Annotated in this window: 21 protein-coding genes and 1 other annotated feature; of the genes, 18 read left to right on the forward strand and 3 right to left on the reverse strand. The window is 37.9% G+C overall.

Going from position 1 to position 15,526, the window contains the following annotated elements; translation table 11 throughout:
• Positions 1-39 precede the first annotated feature (39 nt).
• Positions 40-115 (forward strand) — a sequence feature (ribosomal protein L21 leader region).
• Positions 116-134: 19 nt separating this feature from the next.
• From rplU to psiE, 4 genes are all read left to right on the forward strand, one after another.
• Positions 135-443: a 50S ribosomal protein L21 gene (gene rplU, locus IGL93_RS03605; RefSeq protein WP_002355866.1), complete on the forward strand. Its 309-nt coding sequence runs from the start codon at positions 135-137 to the stop codon at positions 441-443.
• Positions 444-475: 32 nt separating this feature from the next.
• Positions 476-820: a ribosomal-processing cysteine protease Prp gene (locus IGL93_RS03610; RefSeq protein ID WP_002355867.1), complete on the forward strand. Its 345-nt coding sequence runs from the start codon at positions 476-478 to the stop codon at positions 818-820.
• 12 nt (positions 821-832) lie between these two features.
• Complete coding sequence (gene rpmA / locus IGL93_RS03615) at positions 833-1,120, forward strand: 50S ribosomal protein L27 (RefSeq protein ID WP_002355868.1); 288 nt, start codon at positions 833-835, stop codon at positions 1,118-1,120.
• 200 nt (positions 1,121-1,320) lie between these two features.
• On the forward strand, positions 1,321-1,773 hold the full coding sequence (gene psiE, locus IGL93_RS03620; protein ID WP_002355869.1) for a phosphate-starvation-inducible protein PsiE: 453 nt from the start codon (positions 1,321-1,323) through the stop codon (positions 1,771-1,773).
• A 70-nt stretch (positions 1,774-1,843) separates the two neighbouring features.
• Here psiE and IGL93_RS03625 read toward each other — a convergent pair whose 3' ends face one another.
• Positions 1,844-2,659, reverse strand: coding sequence for a metallophosphoesterase (locus IGL93_RS03625; protein WP_010775677.1), 816 nt, complete (start codon positions 2,657-2,659; stop codon positions 1,844-1,846).
• Between the two features lie 171 nt (positions 2,660-2,830).
• Between IGL93_RS03625 and IGL93_RS03630 the strand changes: the two genes are divergently transcribed.
• The 11 genes from IGL93_RS03630 (at position 2,831) to recN (ending at position 11,964) form a co-directional block, all read left to right on the forward strand.
• Positions 2,831-3,895 (forward strand): M24 family metallopeptidase, encoded by a 1,065-nt coding sequence (locus IGL93_RS03630; protein WP_002391500.1) that lies wholly within the window; start codon positions 2,831-2,833, stop codon positions 3,893-3,895.
• A gap of 13 nt (positions 3,896-3,908) precedes the next feature.
• Positions 3,909-4,229 (forward strand): MazG nucleotide pyrophosphohydrolase domain-containing protein, encoded by a 321-nt coding sequence (locus IGL93_RS03635; RefSeq protein WP_002355872.1) that lies wholly within the window; start codon positions 3,909-3,911, stop codon positions 4,227-4,229.
• A 332-nt stretch (positions 4,230-4,561) separates the two neighbouring features.
• Entirely contained in the window at positions 4,562-4,993 is a 432-nt protein-coding gene (locus IGL93_RS03640; protein WP_002355874.1) for an Asp23/Gls24 family envelope stress response protein, read from the forward strand.
• On the forward strand, positions 4,986-5,438 hold the full coding sequence (gene nusB, locus IGL93_RS03645) for a transcription antitermination factor NusB (RefSeq protein ID WP_010775678.1): 453 nt from the start codon (positions 4,986-4,988) through the stop codon (positions 5,436-5,438). The genes IGL93_RS03640 and nusB overlap by 8 nt, the downstream gene beginning before the upstream one ends.
• A gap of 103 nt (positions 5,439-5,541) precedes the next feature.
• Positions 5,542-6,387: a bifunctional methylenetetrahydrofolate dehydrogenase/methenyltetrahydrofolate cyclohydrolase gene (locus tag IGL93_RS03650; RefSeq protein WP_284954698.1), complete on the forward strand. Its 846-nt coding sequence runs from the start codon at positions 5,542-5,544 to the stop codon at positions 6,385-6,387.
• Between the two features lie 9 nt (positions 6,388-6,396).
• Entirely contained in the window at positions 6,397-7,743 is a 1,347-nt protein-coding gene (gene xseA / locus IGL93_RS03655; RefSeq protein ID WP_002355877.1) for an exodeoxyribonuclease VII large subunit, read from the forward strand.
• 1 nt (position 7,744) lies between these two features.
• The gene (locus IGL93_RS03660) at positions 7,745-7,975 is read left to right on the forward strand and encodes an exodeoxyribonuclease VII small subunit (RefSeq protein ID WP_002355878.1); all 231 of its coding nucleotides are present in this window, start codon (positions 7,745-7,747) and stop codon (positions 7,973-7,975) included.
• Positions 7,975-8,856 (forward strand): polyprenyl synthetase family protein, encoded by an 882-nt coding sequence (locus IGL93_RS03665; RefSeq protein WP_002355879.1) that lies wholly within the window; start codon positions 7,975-7,977, stop codon positions 8,854-8,856. Before IGL93_RS03660 ends, IGL93_RS03665 begins: the two co-directional genes overlap by 1 nt.
• A gap of 13 nt (positions 8,857-8,869) precedes the next feature.
• Positions 8,870-9,685: a TlyA family rRNA (cytidine-2'-O)-methyltransferase gene (locus IGL93_RS03670; RefSeq protein ID WP_002364633.1), complete on the forward strand. Its 816-nt coding sequence runs from the start codon at positions 8,870-8,872 to the stop codon at positions 9,683-9,685.
• Positions 9,686-9,823: 138 nt separating this feature from the next.
• Complete coding sequence (locus IGL93_RS03675; RefSeq protein ID WP_002358881.1) at positions 9,824-10,273, forward strand: arginine repressor; 450 nt, start codon at positions 9,824-9,826, stop codon at positions 10,271-10,273.
• Positions 10,274-10,290: 17 nt separating this feature from the next.
• Entirely contained in the window at positions 10,291-11,964 is a 1,674-nt protein-coding gene (gene recN / locus IGL93_RS03680; protein WP_002394342.1) for a DNA repair protein RecN, read from the forward strand.
• Positions 11,965-12,054: 90 nt separating this feature from the next.
• Here recN and IGL93_RS03685 read toward each other — a convergent pair whose 3' ends face one another.
• Together IGL93_RS03685 and IGL93_RS03690 are read right to left on the reverse strand one after the other, a co-directional pair.
• Positions 12,055-12,165, reverse strand: a complete 111-nt coding sequence (locus IGL93_RS03685; RefSeq protein ID WP_002383399.1) for a DUF4044 domain-containing protein — start codon at positions 12,163-12,165, stop codon at positions 12,055-12,057.
• 67 nt (positions 12,166-12,232) lie between these two features.
• Positions 12,233-13,198 carry a magnesium transporter CorA family protein gene (locus IGL93_RS03690; RefSeq protein ID WP_002383400.1) on the reverse strand — a complete coding sequence of 322 codons (966 nt, stop codon included), beginning with the start codon at positions 13,196-13,198 and terminating at the stop codon, positions 12,233-12,235.
• Between the two features lie 244 nt (positions 13,199-13,442).
• Between IGL93_RS03690 and IGL93_RS03695 the strand changes: the two genes are divergently transcribed.
• The 3 genes from IGL93_RS03695 to rsmH all read left to right on the forward strand — a co-directional run bounded on the left by IGL93_RS03695 (position 13,443) and on the right by rsmH (position 15,525).
• Positions 13,443-13,835, forward strand: a complete 393-nt coding sequence (locus IGL93_RS03695; RefSeq protein WP_002383401.1) for a DUF3397 domain-containing protein — start codon at positions 13,443-13,445, stop codon at positions 13,833-13,835.
• Between the two features lie 233 nt (positions 13,836-14,068).
• On the forward strand, positions 14,069-14,554 hold the full coding sequence (gene mraZ / locus IGL93_RS03700) for a division/cell wall cluster transcriptional repressor MraZ (protein WP_002383402.1): 486 nt from the start codon (positions 14,069-14,071) through the stop codon (positions 14,552-14,554).
• Between the two features lie 14 nt (positions 14,555-14,568).
• Positions 14,569-15,525, forward strand: coding sequence for a 16S rRNA (cytosine(1402)-N(4))-methyltransferase RsmH (gene rsmH / locus IGL93_RS03705; protein WP_002355891.1), 957 nt, complete (start codon positions 14,569-14,571; stop codon positions 15,523-15,525).
• Position 15,526: the final 1 nt, after the last annotated feature.

Raw genomic sequence — 15,526 nt, forward strand, 5'->3', positions numbered from 1 at the left:
CTGGTTCTGTTATTATAGTTAGTGTTGTAATTGTGGTCTCCACAGCTACAACCGCACAGAACAAGTTTTTAAGCATGAGTAATCATCACTTGGGATGGCGAGTCTAAGTCTAGAAGAAGGAGGTGCTGTATAGCATGTACGCAATTATCAAAACTGGTGGTAAACAAGTGAAAGTTGAAGTAGGTCAAGCAATCTACGTTGAAAAATTAAACGTTGAGGCTGGCGAGAAAGTTGTTTTTGACGAAGTTATCTTAGTAGGTGGCGAATCTACAAAAGTTGGTGCGCCAACTGTTGCAGGCGCAACTGTTGAAGGAACTGTTGAAAAACACGGCAAACAAAAGAAAGTCGTGACTTTCCAATACAAACCTAAAAAACACTCTCACCGTAAACAAGGTCACCGTCAACCGTATACAAAAGTTATGATCGAAGCAATCAACGCTTAATCTCTCTTGTTGACAGGAAAGAAGGCCTATCAATGATTAAAGGTTCTTTTAAACGGACAGGCTCCGGCCGAATCGTTTCATTCGAATTAACCGGGCATGCTGAAGCAGGTCCTTATGGCAGCGATGTGGTTTGCGCGGCAGTTTCTGCCTTAGCAATTAGCACAGTCAATGGGATTGATGCCTTAGCAGGTTTTGAACCGATTGTCGAAGTTGACGATGTAGAAGGTGGCTACCTTTATGTCGAGATGTTAACAACTGTCAATCAGGAACAAAAAAATATTGCCCAAATTCTATTAGAAAATCTTTTATTAGGTTTACAATCAATAGAGAACGAAAATACTGAATTTATTCAAATAAAAACAATCACTGAGAAATAGGAGGTGCAGACTATGTTATTGACTATGAATTTACAATTATTTGCCCATAAAAAAGGTGGCGGTTCTACATCAAACGGCCGTGACTCTGAATCTAAACGATTAGGCGCTAAAAGTGCTGATGGCCAAACAGTTACAGGTGGTTCAATTTTATACCGTCAACGCGGAACTAAAATTTATCCAGGTGTGAACGTTGGAATCGGTGGCGACGATACGTTATTTGCAAAAGTTGACGGTGTGGTACGTTTCGAACGTAAAGGCCGCGACAAAAAACAAGTATCAGTTTATCCAGTAGCTAACTAATACGATTAAAAAGCTGAATCTGCGGATTCAGCCTTTTTTTGTCTTGCATAAAGGGTTAGCCGGAAAATAAAGAAACATCTCAAAATAAAAAAAATCTCACATTGGGTTTAACTGCTTGTCTGACAAGGTTAATTGATGATATATTTAATGTAATAACAAGCATGTTATAAAATAATTGAGTCAAAAGAAAGAAGGGTATTATGCAGAAGAATTTTAGTGTAGTAAAGAAGTACGTGAATTTGATTTTGGATATTGTATTAGGGATTTTAGGAGTTTTCTTATTAGTATTTATGGCTAGTTATTTAGTTGACCTCGCTACATATCTCATGAAGCCAATGACGCCGGATAATTTTTCAGTTATCATGCAAGAAATTATTTCATTCTTTATGTTATTTGAGTTTATTATGATGATTCTTCGCTATATTCAAGAAGGACACCATATTCCGATTCGTTATTTGATTTTAATTTGTTTAACCGCAATTTTACGTCAATTAATGGTTGCACATGGCGATGGCTTGCAGACTTTATTGTTATCTTTATCAATTCTTTTACTAGTGGTTGTGCTATTTATTCTCGGGTTAAATGGCAGCAAATTTTATACGCTAGGAAAAGCGAAAGTAGAAGAAGATCACGAGCAAGATTTTCATCATTAATCGAACATAATCAAAGACCGTCCAACGTGAGAATTTTTCTCTAACGTGGGGCGGTCTTTTTAATGCATAGTTAAATAGTTAACTCAATCAGTTCAATTGTTGGTAAGACACCGAAGCGTGCGCTGATTTTAGTGGTTCCGATTCCTGGGTGAACAATTAGCGGCGTTTCATCTTCTAAATGATAAAGCCCATGTGTATATTTTTTGGCAAGCTGATTTTTGTAAGTGAAAAAAGGCAAGCGAATCTGTCCGCCGTGACTATGTCCTGCTAAAATGAGGTCAATGTTTTTGTTGACTGCTGAGTCTGCGACATCTGGCTCATGGGTTAGTAGCAGAGTGGGCGTTCCAGTAGGGCGGTTGACTAAAGCTGCAGCTAAGTCGGTTTGTCCATATAACGAATCTTCTAAACCAGCGACGTACAAGGAGATACGGTGTGAGACAGGCAGTAATTTGCCCGTGTTTTTTAGTACGGTAAAGTCGGCAGCTTCTAAGATTGTTTCGTAAAAATTGGTATCTAACCCGCTATATTCGTGGTTGCCATAAATAGCGAATTTGCCATAAGGGGCGTTAATTTTACGGAAAAGTTGACACACCTCATCCTGAATTTCGATACCGAAACGGGCATAATCATCAAATAAGTCTCCTGTAAAAACGACTATGTCTGGTTGTAATGTATTTGTTTTTTCAACAATCTGTTTTAAGGCCTTCACAGAATAATTCTTTTTTAAATGAATATCAGAGAGTTGAACAATCCGTAAGGTTTTCCCTGATTCTGTTACTTTAATTTGATTTTTGTGTATGACTAAGCAGTTAGGTTCAATAAAAAAACTATAGCTTAAAATGCCGATAATAATGAAAAATAGTGCCAGAAATAAATAAACGTTCATAATTTCCTCCTTGAAGTCGCTAAATTAGTTTACTACAAAAGTGTTAAGCAAAAAATAAGGAAAGGTAAAATTTTCAGTAAACTTTCTCGATGAAGCTTTTTGGTGATTCATGCTTTTCTGAAGTAAATTTGCTATAATGAAAAATGAGAAAAAAGAAAGAAGGTCGAACCAATGATGGCAAGAGTCGAAAAGCTACGGGAGTTAATGAAAGAAAATAATTTACAAGGATTTTTAGTGACAAGTCCGTATAATTTACGTTATTTAACCAATTTTACTGGGACAACAGGCTTGGCAATGATTACATTAGATAAAGCTTTTTTTGTAACGGATTTTCGTTATACGGAACAAGCTGCGGAACAAGCAACTGGTTTTACTATCGTTAAAAACACAGGACATATTTTTGACGAAGTAGCAGATTTAGCTGAACGTTTGCAATTAGATAATTTAGCTTTTGAAGAAACGCAAGTTAGTTTCGCTGATTATAGCTTATTGGAAGAAATTTTACCATGTGAATTAGTTCCTGTAATGGGTTTGATTGAAGAATTAAGAGAAGTGAAAGATGAAGAAGAAGTAGCGATTATTGAAAAAGCGTGTGCCATCGCGGATCAAGGATTTGCCTTTGTCTTAGAGATGATTAAACCTGGAATGACAGAGATTGAAGTGGCTAATCAATTAGATTTCTTCATGCGTTCAAAAGGAGCCAGTGGTGTTTCTTTTGAGACAATTGTGGCCAGCGGTCTACGTTCAGCGATGCCACATGGCGTTGCTAGCCATAAAGTCATCGAAAAAGGTGAGTTAATCACTTTGGATTTCGGTTGTTATTATGAAGGCTATGTTTCTGATATGACACGGACATTTGCCATTGGTAGTATTCAGCCAAAACTAAAAGAAATTTATGACATTGTTTTAGAAGCACAATTAAAAGTGTTAGCAGAAGCTAAACCTGGATTGACGGGCATTCAATTAGATGCGATTGCACGGGATCATATTGCTTCCTATGGCTATGGCGATGCGTTTGGTCACAGCACTGGTCATGGCATTGGGTTAGAAATTCATGAAGGACCAAATGTTTCATTCCGAGCAGACAAACAGTTTGTACCAGGGAATGTGATTACGGACGAACCTGGAATTTATTTGCCAGGAATTGGTGGCGTGCGTATTGAGGACGATTTATTAATTACTGCTGAAGGTAATCGTGTATTGACACATGCGCCAAAAGAATTAATCATTTTATAAAGGTTGGGAGAATATGGATATCCAAGAGTATCAGCGGTTTATTAGCGCGTTTTATAAAAAACGTAACTGGTATCAATATGATCCGTTCATTCGTTCCAACTTTTTAACAGAAGAAGTCGGCGAAGTTTGTCGAGCCATTCGGACAATTGAAATTGGCCGTGATCGACCGGATGAAACAGTTTTGGCGGATGAAGAGAATCTGGAAAATTTAACGGAAGAGTTAGGCGATGTGTTGGATAATTTATTTATTTTAGCGGATAAATATGACATCTCTTTAGAAATGATTATGCAAAAGCATCGGACGAAACTAATGGAACGTTATCCTGAAGAATAAAGACGTAAAAATAAGAAAGCCAAAATTACTTGGTCTTTCTTATTTTTACGTCTAAAGGCTTGAATTAGAAATTTATGACAAGAAATTATCTGTTCTTTTAGTCAGAACTTAGCTTTTCTGGTAGCGAAATAGGCTAATTAATGATAAACTAAGAACGAGTATTGATAAGCAAAATTTGGACGTTCTTTCACAACTAACTGAAGAAACCAGTGTTGTTTTAATTTTTAAGAATCATCCGTTGCTTAAAAGAGAATCCTTAAGAGACTTAGTGATTCATCAAATAAATCGTTTATTTAACGATTTTGTGCGTAATAGATAAGGAGGACAACCAAATGTCAGAAGAAAAAAATCTTGTAATCAATGCAAACGATTCTTTAGGAGAAATCGTGATCGCTCCTGAAGTCATTGAAGTAATTATCGGAATCGCTGCTTCAAAAGTAGAGGGCGTTTATGGGATGCGTGGCACGTTCGCCAATAATGTGAATGAATTATTAGGCCGTGCAGCACACGGCAAAGGTGTATATTTACGAACAGAAGAAGAAGGCTTAAAAGTCGATATCTATTGTTACTTGAACTACGGTGTTTCTGTACCAAAAGTTGCATTAGAAATGCAAGACCGTGTGAAACAACAAGTCTTATTTATGACAGATATTGATTTAGTTGAAGTGAATATTCATGTTGTAGCGGTAGTACCTGAAAAAATCCCTCAACCAGACTTAAATGAATTATTCCCAGAAGATGAAGATGGAGAAGAGAATGAGTAAAACAGAATTAACCCGTCACGAGATTCGTGAAAAAGCGCTCCAAGCCCTTTTTCCTTTAGATTTTAATGCTGATTTAACCAAACAAGATGCCATTGATTATGCATTGGCTTATGATAATCGGGACATCGTCAGTGAAGATGGCGAAGACCTAGTCCCTACGTATTTAGATTTACTTGTCGGCGGTGTGTGTAGCCGCAAAGCAGAACTAGACGAAGTGATTACGAACCATTTAGGTAATAACTGGTCTATGCAACGCTTAGCAAAAATAGATATTGTTATTTTACGTTTAGCTATTTTTGAAATGCTATACGTTTCAGATGTGCCAAACATTGTGGCATTAAATGAAGCCGTTGAGTTAAGTAAAAAATACAGCGACGACCGTTCACGTAAATTTGTTAATGGTGTGTTATCAAATGTAATGAAAGAAATTGATTCAGAGGCGTAAGCTCTGAATCTTTTTTTACTATCTAACTGGTGTTAAGATACTGGGTTATATGCTAAAATAAATACTATTAAAGAAGTAAAGAAACAATAGAGGGAGCGAAGGAATGAGTACAGTAATTAACGGTCGTGAATTAGCAGATCAAATGCAAGCAGAGATTCAAAAAGATGTAGAAAAGATGACACAACAAGGCATCCAACCAGGATTAGTTGTTTTATTAGTTGGGGAAAATCCTGCCAGCCAAACGTATGTGAAAAATAAAGAACGTGCAGCAGCCAAAATTGGCATTCTGTCAAAGGTCGAAAAACTGCCAGAAACTATTTCAGAAGAAGAATTATTGGCTGAGATTGACAAATATAATCAAGATTCACGCTTTCATGGCATTCTTGTACAACTACCTTTGCCAAAACATATTGATGAAGAAAAGATTTTATTAGCAATTGATCCCAAAAAAGATGTAGATGGGTTCCATCCAATGAATTTAGGCCGTTTGTTTGTAGGCAAACCTGAAATGATTCCTTGCACGCCGTATGGAATTATGAAGATGTTTGAAGCTTATGATATTGATTTAACAGGTAAACGTGCGGTGGTTATTGGTCGAAGTAATATTGTTGGCAAGCCAATGGCACAATTGTTGTTAATGAAAAATGCGACCGTGACGATTGCCCATTCTAAAACTGAACATTTAGCAGAAGTTGCAAAAGAAGCGGATATTTTAGTTGTAGCAATTGGAAGCGGGCATTTTGTCACCAAAGAGTTCGTGAAACCAGGTGCGGTAGTGATTGATGTGGGTATGAATCGCAATCAAGAAGGAAAACTGATTGGTGATGTAGCATTCGATGAAGTTTCTGAAATTGCAAGCTATATTACACCAGTTCCCAAAGGTGTTGGCCCAATGACGATTACCATGTTAATGTATCAAACAGTCGAGGCAGCAAAAAAACAAAAGTAAGGTGAAAAAATGACGCAACAGTATTTAACAGTAACAGCCTTAACGAAGTATTTAAAACGTAAATTTGATGCAGACCCTTACTTAGGACGTGTCTATTTAACAGGTGAAATTTCGAACTTTCGCTTCCGAGCGAACGCGCATCAGTACTTCAGTTTAAAAGATGACCATGCGAAGATTTCTGCAATTATGTTTAAATCAGCCTTTCAAAAATTGAAGTTTCAACCAAAAGAAGGCATGAAAGTCATGGTGGTGGGGCGGATTTCGCTTTATGAAAACAGCGGCTCCTATCAAATTTATATTGAACATATGGAACCAGATGGTGTCGGTGCACTTTATCAAGCATTGGCAGAATTAAGAGAAAAACTAGGAAAAGAAGGACTTTTTGAAGGGCCTAAACAACAGTTGCCTCGTTATCCCAAACGAATCGCTGTGGTTACAAGTCCTAGTGGTGCTGTCATTCGGGATATCATTACGACAGTCAAAAGACGCTACCCAATTGCACAACTGGTCCTTTTTCCAACCTTGGTCCAAGGCGAGCAGGCGGCGGATGACATTGTGCGGAACATTCAGCGAGCCGATGCGCAAGGCGATTTTGATACGATGATCATCGGCCGTGGCGGTGGTTCAATTGAGGATTTATGGCCATTTAATGAAGAAAAAGTGGCTCGAGCCATTCATGCTGCTACCACACCGATTATTTCATCGGTTGGGCACGAAACAGATGTGACAATTGCCGATATGGTAGCAGATGTTCGTGCAGCAACCCCAACAGCAGCAGCGGAACTAGCGGTACCAGTTTTAAATGAAGAACTATTAAGAATTAGTGAACGGCGTAGTCGTTTAGAACAAAGCTTTTTATATCTCTTGCAACAACGAACAGAACGTTTCCAACGACTACAAAACTCTTATGTGTTTAAGCAACCTGAGCGGCTTTATGAAGGTCAAACGATTAAATTAGATCGAATGACGCAACGTCTTTTCCAAGCAATGACAACAATTCATCACCAAAAACAACGTCAAGCCCAAGGAATTATCGCTCAATTGCAACAACAGACACCAAAGGGACAATTAAGAGAAAGTCAGCAACAATTGGCATTTTTACAACGAAACTTGCAAACACAAATGACACAATTGTTCCTAAACAAACAAAAGCAATTCACGTCTGCTGTTCAACAATTAGACTTACTCAGCCCACTCAAAATTATGGGTCGAGGATATAGTTATACTACAAAAGAGGACCGTGTCGTTAAAACTGTTACCGAGTTACAGCCAGCAGATCAATTAACGATTCATTATGCTGACGGTACAGTTCAAGCAAACGTCGAAACAATAACAGCGAAAAAAGAGGAGTTTTAACATGCCAGCAAAAGAAAAAACGTTTGAAGAATCATTAAATGCCTTAGAGGAAATCGTTCAGCGCTTAGAACGAGGAGATGTTCCTTTGGAAGAAGCCTTAGCTGCCTTTCAAGAGGGCATGGCATTAAGTAAACAATGTCAAGATACATTGGAAAAAGCGGAAAAAACTTTAACGAAAATGATGACAGAAAACAATGAAGAAATTGTTTTTGAAGAGAGCGAGGAAGCGTAATGACGAATTTTAGTCAACAGCATTTACCGTTGGTTGAAAAAGTCATGGTCGATTTTATCGCAGAATATACTGAAAATGAGCGTTTGAAAGAAGCAATGCTCTACTCAATACACGCAGGTGGCAAACGATTACGCCCGCTATTAGTGTTAACAACAGTGGCCGCTTTTCAAAAAGAGATGGAAACACAAGACTATCAAGTGGCTGCCTCTTTAGAGATGATTCATACGTATTCATTAATTCATGATGATTTACCAGCAATGGATGATGATGATTTACGTCGTGGCAAACCAACCAATCATAAAGTGTTTGGTGAAGCGACTGCCATTTTAGCAGGGGACGGCTTATTAACAGGCGCATTTCAGTTACTTTCTTTGAGCCAATTAGGCTTAAGTGAAAAAGTTTTACTGATGCAACAACTGGCAAAGGCAGCGGGGAATCAAGGCATGGTTGCCGGCCAAATGGGTGATATTGAAGGAGAAAAAGTCAGCTTGACTTTAGAAGAGTTAGCGGCTGTTCATGAAAAGAAAACCGGAGCGCTAATTGAATTCGCCTTAATTGCTGGGGGCGTATTAGCCAATCAAACAGAAGAAGTCATTGGTTTACTGACACAGTTTGCGCATCACTATGGCTTGGCTTTTCAAATTCGTGATGACTTATTAGATGCCACAAGTACAGAAGCAGATTTAGGTAAAAAAGTAGGCCGAGATGAAGCGTTGAATAAAAGTACGTATCCAGCTCTTTTAGGGATTGCTGGCGCGAAAGATGCGCTAACACATCAATTAGCAGAGGGCAGCGCTGTTTTAGAAAAAATCAAAGCAAATGTTCCCAACTTTTCAGAAGAACATTTAGCAAACTTGTTAACTCAGTTACAATTGAGATAGAAAGAAGGCACTTATGAAAAAAGAACGCGTCGATGTCTTGGCGTTTAATCAAGGACTATTTGAAACAAGAGAAAAAGCCAAACGCAGCGTGATGGCTGGTTTGGTTTACAATGATAAAAATGAACGTTTAGATAAACCAGGGGAAAAAATTTCTGTGGAGACACCCTTACATACTAAGGGCCAAGTAATGCCTTATGTTTCTCGTGGGGGCTTAAAACTAGAGAAGGCACTAAATGTTTTTGCAATCAACGTTCAAGGTAAAACAATGCTAGATATTGGTTCCTCCACAGGTGGTTTTACCGATGTTGCTTTACAAAATGGGGCTCGTTTGAGTTACGCTTTAGATGTTGGCTATAACCAACTAGCATGGAAAATTCGGCAAGATGAACGCGTGGTGGTAATGGAACGTACCAATTTTCGCTATAGTAAACCTGAAGATTTCACTGAAGGGGTGCCGGATATTGCAACGATTGATGTTTCCTTTATTTCATTACGCTTAATTTTGCCACCTCTTCATGATATTTTGAAAAAAGGCGGTAGTGTGGTGGCGTTAATTAAGCCACAATTCGAAGCTGGCAAAGAGTTTGTTGGGAAAAAAGGAATCGTGCGTGATCCAGAAACCCATCAAATGGTTGTGGAGGAAATTACACGCTTTGCCATGAATAACGGTTATGATGTGAAAAACTTAGATTTTTCACCAATCACTGGTGGCGAAGGAAACATTGAATTTTTGGCACATTTAGTTTCTGTTGAAGGGGAAGGATCCTATCAAGCGCCAGAATCCATTGAAGAAGTTGTCGCGCATGCGCATCAAAAATTAGCGGAATGATGAGAAAAGTTAGAAGAAAGAAGTGGACGCCTATAGGTGAAAGCTTCTTTTTTGTATAAATCTAGTAATTCATCTTTTAAAATGCATAAAAATAAGCTATGATGAGGGCAAGAGTAAACTGAAAAGGAGAGCGGCGCCATGAGAAAGCAAGATAGACACCGTTTAATTACACGTTTATTGACTGAAAAAAATATTCAAAAGCAAGAAGATTTTGTCAACTATTTACAAGAAAAGGGCGTAGCTGTTACACAAGCAACGATTTCTCGCGACATTAAAGATATGAAACTGATTAAAGTTCCTTCTGCAGAAGGGGGTTATCGATATAGCCTTCCATTAGAGACACAAGCTAATACGAGTGCTAAACTTGCAAAGCTTTTAAAAGATGCCTTTGTAGCTGCAGAACAAATGGAAAAATATGTCGTATTACGAACCATTCCTGGCAATGCAGCGGCGTGTGGTAGTTTAATCGAAAAGAATTACCAAGAGAAACTTTTTGCCGTCATCAACGATGATGATAGTGTCCTCATGATTGCACGAACTGAGGAGGCGGCAGAAAAACTTCATAAAGAGCTGTTAAGCTATCTATAAAGAATGAGGTGAACAAGATGTTACAAGAACTTTCCGTGAAAAATTTTGCGATTATCTCTTCGTTACAATTAGAGTTTCAAATGGGTATGACCGTTTTAACGGGAGAAACGGGTGCGGGGAAATCCATCATTATTGATGCAATGGGATTACTCACAGGCGGACGCGGCTCCAGTGACTATATTCGTCAAGGAGCAAATAAATGCACCTTAGAAGGACTTTTTTCAATGCCGAAAAGTCAAGAATTAAAGAAATTATTAGAAGAATTAGGTATTGAAACAGAAGAAGATTCTTTAGTGATTCAACGAGATATTTCCGCTTCTGGTAAAAATGTTTGCCGTGTCAACGGACGGATTGTCAACATTACTAATTTAAAAAGAATTGGGGAATATTTAGTAGATATTCATGGCCAAAACGAACATCAAGAATTGATGCAAAGTGAACGCCATATTGATATGTTAGATGAATTTGGTGGGAAAAAACTTTTAGCAGTCAAAGAAAAATATACACAGGCGTATCAAGAGTATCGCGCACTCGAAGCCAAAGTCAGAAAGCGACAAAAAAATGAAAAAGAATTTGCCCAAAGAATGGACATGCTTCATTTTCAAAGTGATGAAATTGCTAGTGCACAGTTAGTCGCTGGCGAAGAAGAACAATTGTTAGAAGAACGCAATAAACTGAACAATTTTCAAAAGATTGCTGATGCACTGACGATTAGTTATGCCGCGCTAAATGGTGAAGACGATAGTAGTTTGGATAAAATCGGAACAAGTATGAATGAACTCGCTTCGATTGAATCCCTTGATCCAGAATATAAATCATTGTCAGATACTGTTCAAAATGCCTACTACTTACTACAAGAAGCTAGTGGAGATCTTTCTAGGTTAATTGATGGCTTAGAACTAGACGAAGGTCGCTTGAATGAAGTAGAAAATCGTTTGGAATTAATCCGTCAAATGAAACGTAAATATGGTGATTCGATCGAAACGATTTTATCTTACTATGAAGAAATCACCAAAGAGTTAGCAGAGGCTGATTTTTTGGAAGGTGGTACAGGTGACTTAGAAGCGTTGCTTGCAGAGAAACAACAAGCGGCTCATCAACAAGCGTTAGCTTTACGAAAAGAACGAAAGCGCCTAGCCAAAGAGCTCGAACAACAAATTTTAACCGAATTAAAAGAACTATATTTGGAGCGAACTGAATTTGAAGTCCGTTTTACAGAACTTGAGCATTTACAAGAAAATGGCTTAGACGGAGTAGAATTTTATATTACTACTAACCCAGGGGAACCATTAAAACCGTTAGTTCGGGTGGCTTCTGGCGGAGAACTTTCGCGAGTGATGCTAGCTATGAAAACAATCTTTTCTCAAACGCAAGGGATCACTAGTATTGTTTTTGATGAAGTGGATACAGGAGTCAGTGGCCGTGTAGCACAGGCGATTGCCGATAAAATTTATCAAATTTCAGAAAATTCGCAGGTGTTGTGTATCACGCACTTGCCACAAGTGGCGGCCGTTGCCGATGAACATTATTTTATTGAAAAAGAAATTGTGGCGGGTCGGACAGAAACAAGCGTCCGAATTTTATCTGAAAAAGAGCGAGTAAACGAAATTGCGCGTATGCTCGCAGGAAGTGAAATTACGAAATTAACCATTGAACATGCACAAGAGCTGTTGGCGATGGCGAAAAAATAGCCGCTCTATTTGAGCAAGTAAAAAAACAGCCCCTTCAATTGATAGAAAGGGCTGTTTTTTTACTTTTAATGTGTGAAGAAGTTCTCCAGTTTAAAGACTAAGAATCGCTGTTAAAACAGTTGAACCTACAATTGCGATCAGCATTAGCCAAACCACGACTTTCGTGATTTTTGAAAAGCGACTTTGTTCTTTGTCGTTCATAAATGACACGTCCTTTTTAATTTCTGCTAATAGTGTACAACCTTTTCCTGAAAACAGCAACCTAAAGTTATAAGAGATTCTTTTTCTTTAAAATTCGAATACTAATTACGCAGATTAAGGTAGTGATAGCAAAAATAATCCAAAAAGAATATTCATGCTCTGCAAAAGGGAGTTTCACATTCATGCCGTAGATTCCCCCGATGATGGTCGGGATGGTTAGGACAATTGTTAAGGATGTTAAAATTTTCATGACATTATTTAAGTTATTTGAGACGATTGCTGAAAAAGTATTACTAATGTTATCAACTAATTTTAGTTGTATTTTAGTCGTATTTAGTCCTTGTTCTAGTTCAATCAAAATATCCCTTAAAAATGGCAAATGTTTTTCTGGATGATTAAAAATTTCAGCGCTATATAAACGTTTTAATACTTTTAAATTATCCGTTAAAGCTGCTTCGAAATAAACTAGACTTTTTTGAATGTCCATAATCTGATACAATTGACTATTTTCTGTGGCTACTTGGAGCTCTCCTTCAAGTTTGTTGGTTTGTTGGATAAGTGCTTGTAAGTTTTTATTGAAGGAAAGGGCCATCTTCCATGAAAGGGCTAAAATTAAGGCCTTTTCAATAGAAAGATCTTGATGCGTGAACGCCTCTTTTTGAATCCCATGAACGATGTCGTTAGGCCCGTTGCTAACAGTAATTAGTTTGTTATCGACGGTTGCGATTAAAGCAATCGGCACCGTTTCTACTTGCAGATAGCCACTAGGACTGATACTAGCTTTGGGATAACGGAATAAAAGTAACGTAGGCGTTTGTAATTTTTCGTGGCGGAAACCTTCCACTCGAGCATTTTCTTCATCATCTAAAACGCCGGTAAGATAATCTGTTGGTAAGTGGTATTGATTGACGAGACGCTCGATTTCTTCTTCTGTAGGAGATTCTACCGAAATCCAACTTAGGGCTTCATCGTCTGGTGAACAAGGTTCAAAATAGTCATTTTTCAATAATAAATAATTAATCAAAAGATTCACCCCGAATCAACATTTTTTGTTCTAAATCCATTATAATAGAAGTATGACACAATACGAGAAGAAAAGCTTATAAAAAACATTCAAAAATAAGTGGCCGTGATAGGTGAGGCCTCGTTTTGAAAATGGTTTGATAAGTAATCCGTTTTTTATATGAAAAAGCAAGCAAAAAGGGCTTTTAGCACATATATTTAAACGAAATGAAACATCTGTGTAACGTTGATGAAGTATAGTTATAGCAGGTGGAATGAAAGGATTTGTTGAGAGAATGGTGTCGTTTTCGGCAATAATGTTATTTTGGTATATTTTTCCGGTAATTGTGCTCTTTGCGTGCAATTTTCTCGTGTCCACTTTTTCCCTAACGGAACGTTGGAAAATAAAAGCACCGGATTTGGCCATTCCGTTTTTATTCATAGGGATCCATGAGTTATCCAAAGATAGTTATGATGAATCGATTATGCCGTATTTTGTGATTTCTATTTTGTTATTAGGAGTCGCTGTTGCCCTGTTTCAAGCTTATTATTATGGAGAGATTTTATATAGACGATATTTCAAGATGTTTTGGCGGTTGACGTTTTTACTAACGTTTGTGTTGTATGTGTTGCTTATCTTGCTAAATATCAGTCATTATCTACTGTAATAAAGCGTGGAGACAATAGGGGAAATACGCTGTGGGAAAATGTCCCCCACAACTCCCCACTCCGTGGGGTTTTTTTGTTATTTTGGGGGTTATTTTATAAAAAACATAGTAAAAACCTTGTTATAATAACATTTTTTGTTGGGTGAAGCTTGTTACATAAAACCCTGTAAATATTACAGAAATTTTAAATAACAGTTAAAAAATAGAAGTTTTTAGATTTATAGTGGTAGAAAGTGGTGGGATGTGGTAGACTTGTTCTATCAAGTGGAAAAGCGGGTGTATTGGCTATGCTTATGGGTGAATACCAACATAATATCGATGCCAAAGGCCGCCTAATCGTTCCATCAAAGTTTCGTGAGGAACTTGGTGAAAAATTTGTGGTAACGAGAGGGATGGATGGCTGTTTATTTGGTTATCCTTTAAATGAATGGTCACAACTTGAAGCAAAACTTCAAGAAATGCCCTTAGCTAAGAAAGATGCACGTACCTTTGTGCGATTCTTTTATTCCGCTGCAACAGAATGTGAGATTGATAAGCAAGGTCGTATCAATATTCCAGCGAATTTACGAACACATGCCAGTTTAGAAAAAGGCTGTGTTGTTATCGGCGTCTCTAACCGAATTGAAATTTGGAGTGACGAACGTTGGCATGCATTCTCTGATGAAGCTGAAGAAAACTTTGATGAATTAGCAGAAACAATGATTGATTTTGGATTTTAGGAATGAGGCAAATGATGACTGAAGAATTTCGCCATTACACTGTTCTTTTAAAAGAAACAGTGGATGGATTACAAGTGAAGCCGGATGGCGTATACGTAGATTGCACACTCGGTGGTGCCGGACATAGTGAATACTTACTGACACAATTGAATGAGCACGGTCATTTATATGCCTTTGATCAAGATCAAAAAGCGTTGGCACATGCTAAGACTCGTTTGCAGAAATATGTAGACAAAGGTCAAGTGACCTTCATCAAATCAAATTTTAGAAATATTAAAGAAGAATTGGCAGAACATGGGGTGTTCCACGTTGATGGGATTCTATACGATCTAGGTGTTTCTTCACCACAATTAGATGAAGCAGAACGTGGTTTTAGCTATCATCAAGACGCGCCCTTAGATATGCGCATGGATCAAGACGCACCCTTGACGGCTCGCGAAGTGGTGAATACGTATAGTTATAGTGAGTTAGTAAAAATTTTCTTTCGTTATGGGGAAGAGAAATTTTCGAAACAGATTGCTCGAGAAATTGAACGTGTTCGTGAAAAGCAGCCAATTGAAACAACAGGTGAACTCGTTGAGATTATTAAGACGGCGATTCCAGCTCCAGCAAGACGCAAAGGTGGACATCCTGCAAAACGAATTTTCCAAGCAATTCGCATTGCCGTTAATGATGAATTAGGGGCAGTTGAAGAGTCGCTAGAACAAGCAATTGATTTGCTAGCGAAAAATGGCAGAATCAGTGTGATTACGTTCCATTCGTTAGAAGATCGTATTGTTAAAACAATGTTTAAAGAATACAGTACGGTACAAGATTTGCCACCAGGCATTCCAGTGGTGCCAGAAGAATTTCAACCAGAATTAAAAGTAATTACCAGAAAACCAATTTTACCAAGTGACAGTGAGTTATCTGAGAATAATCGTTCACGAAGTGCGAAGTTACGCATTGCCGAAAAAATAAAATCTAGATAGA

The organism is Enterococcus sp. DIV1328a, assembly GCF_050536905.1.
Lineage (GTDB): Bacteria > Bacillota > Bacilli > Lactobacillales > Enterococcaceae > Enterococcus > Enterococcus faecalis.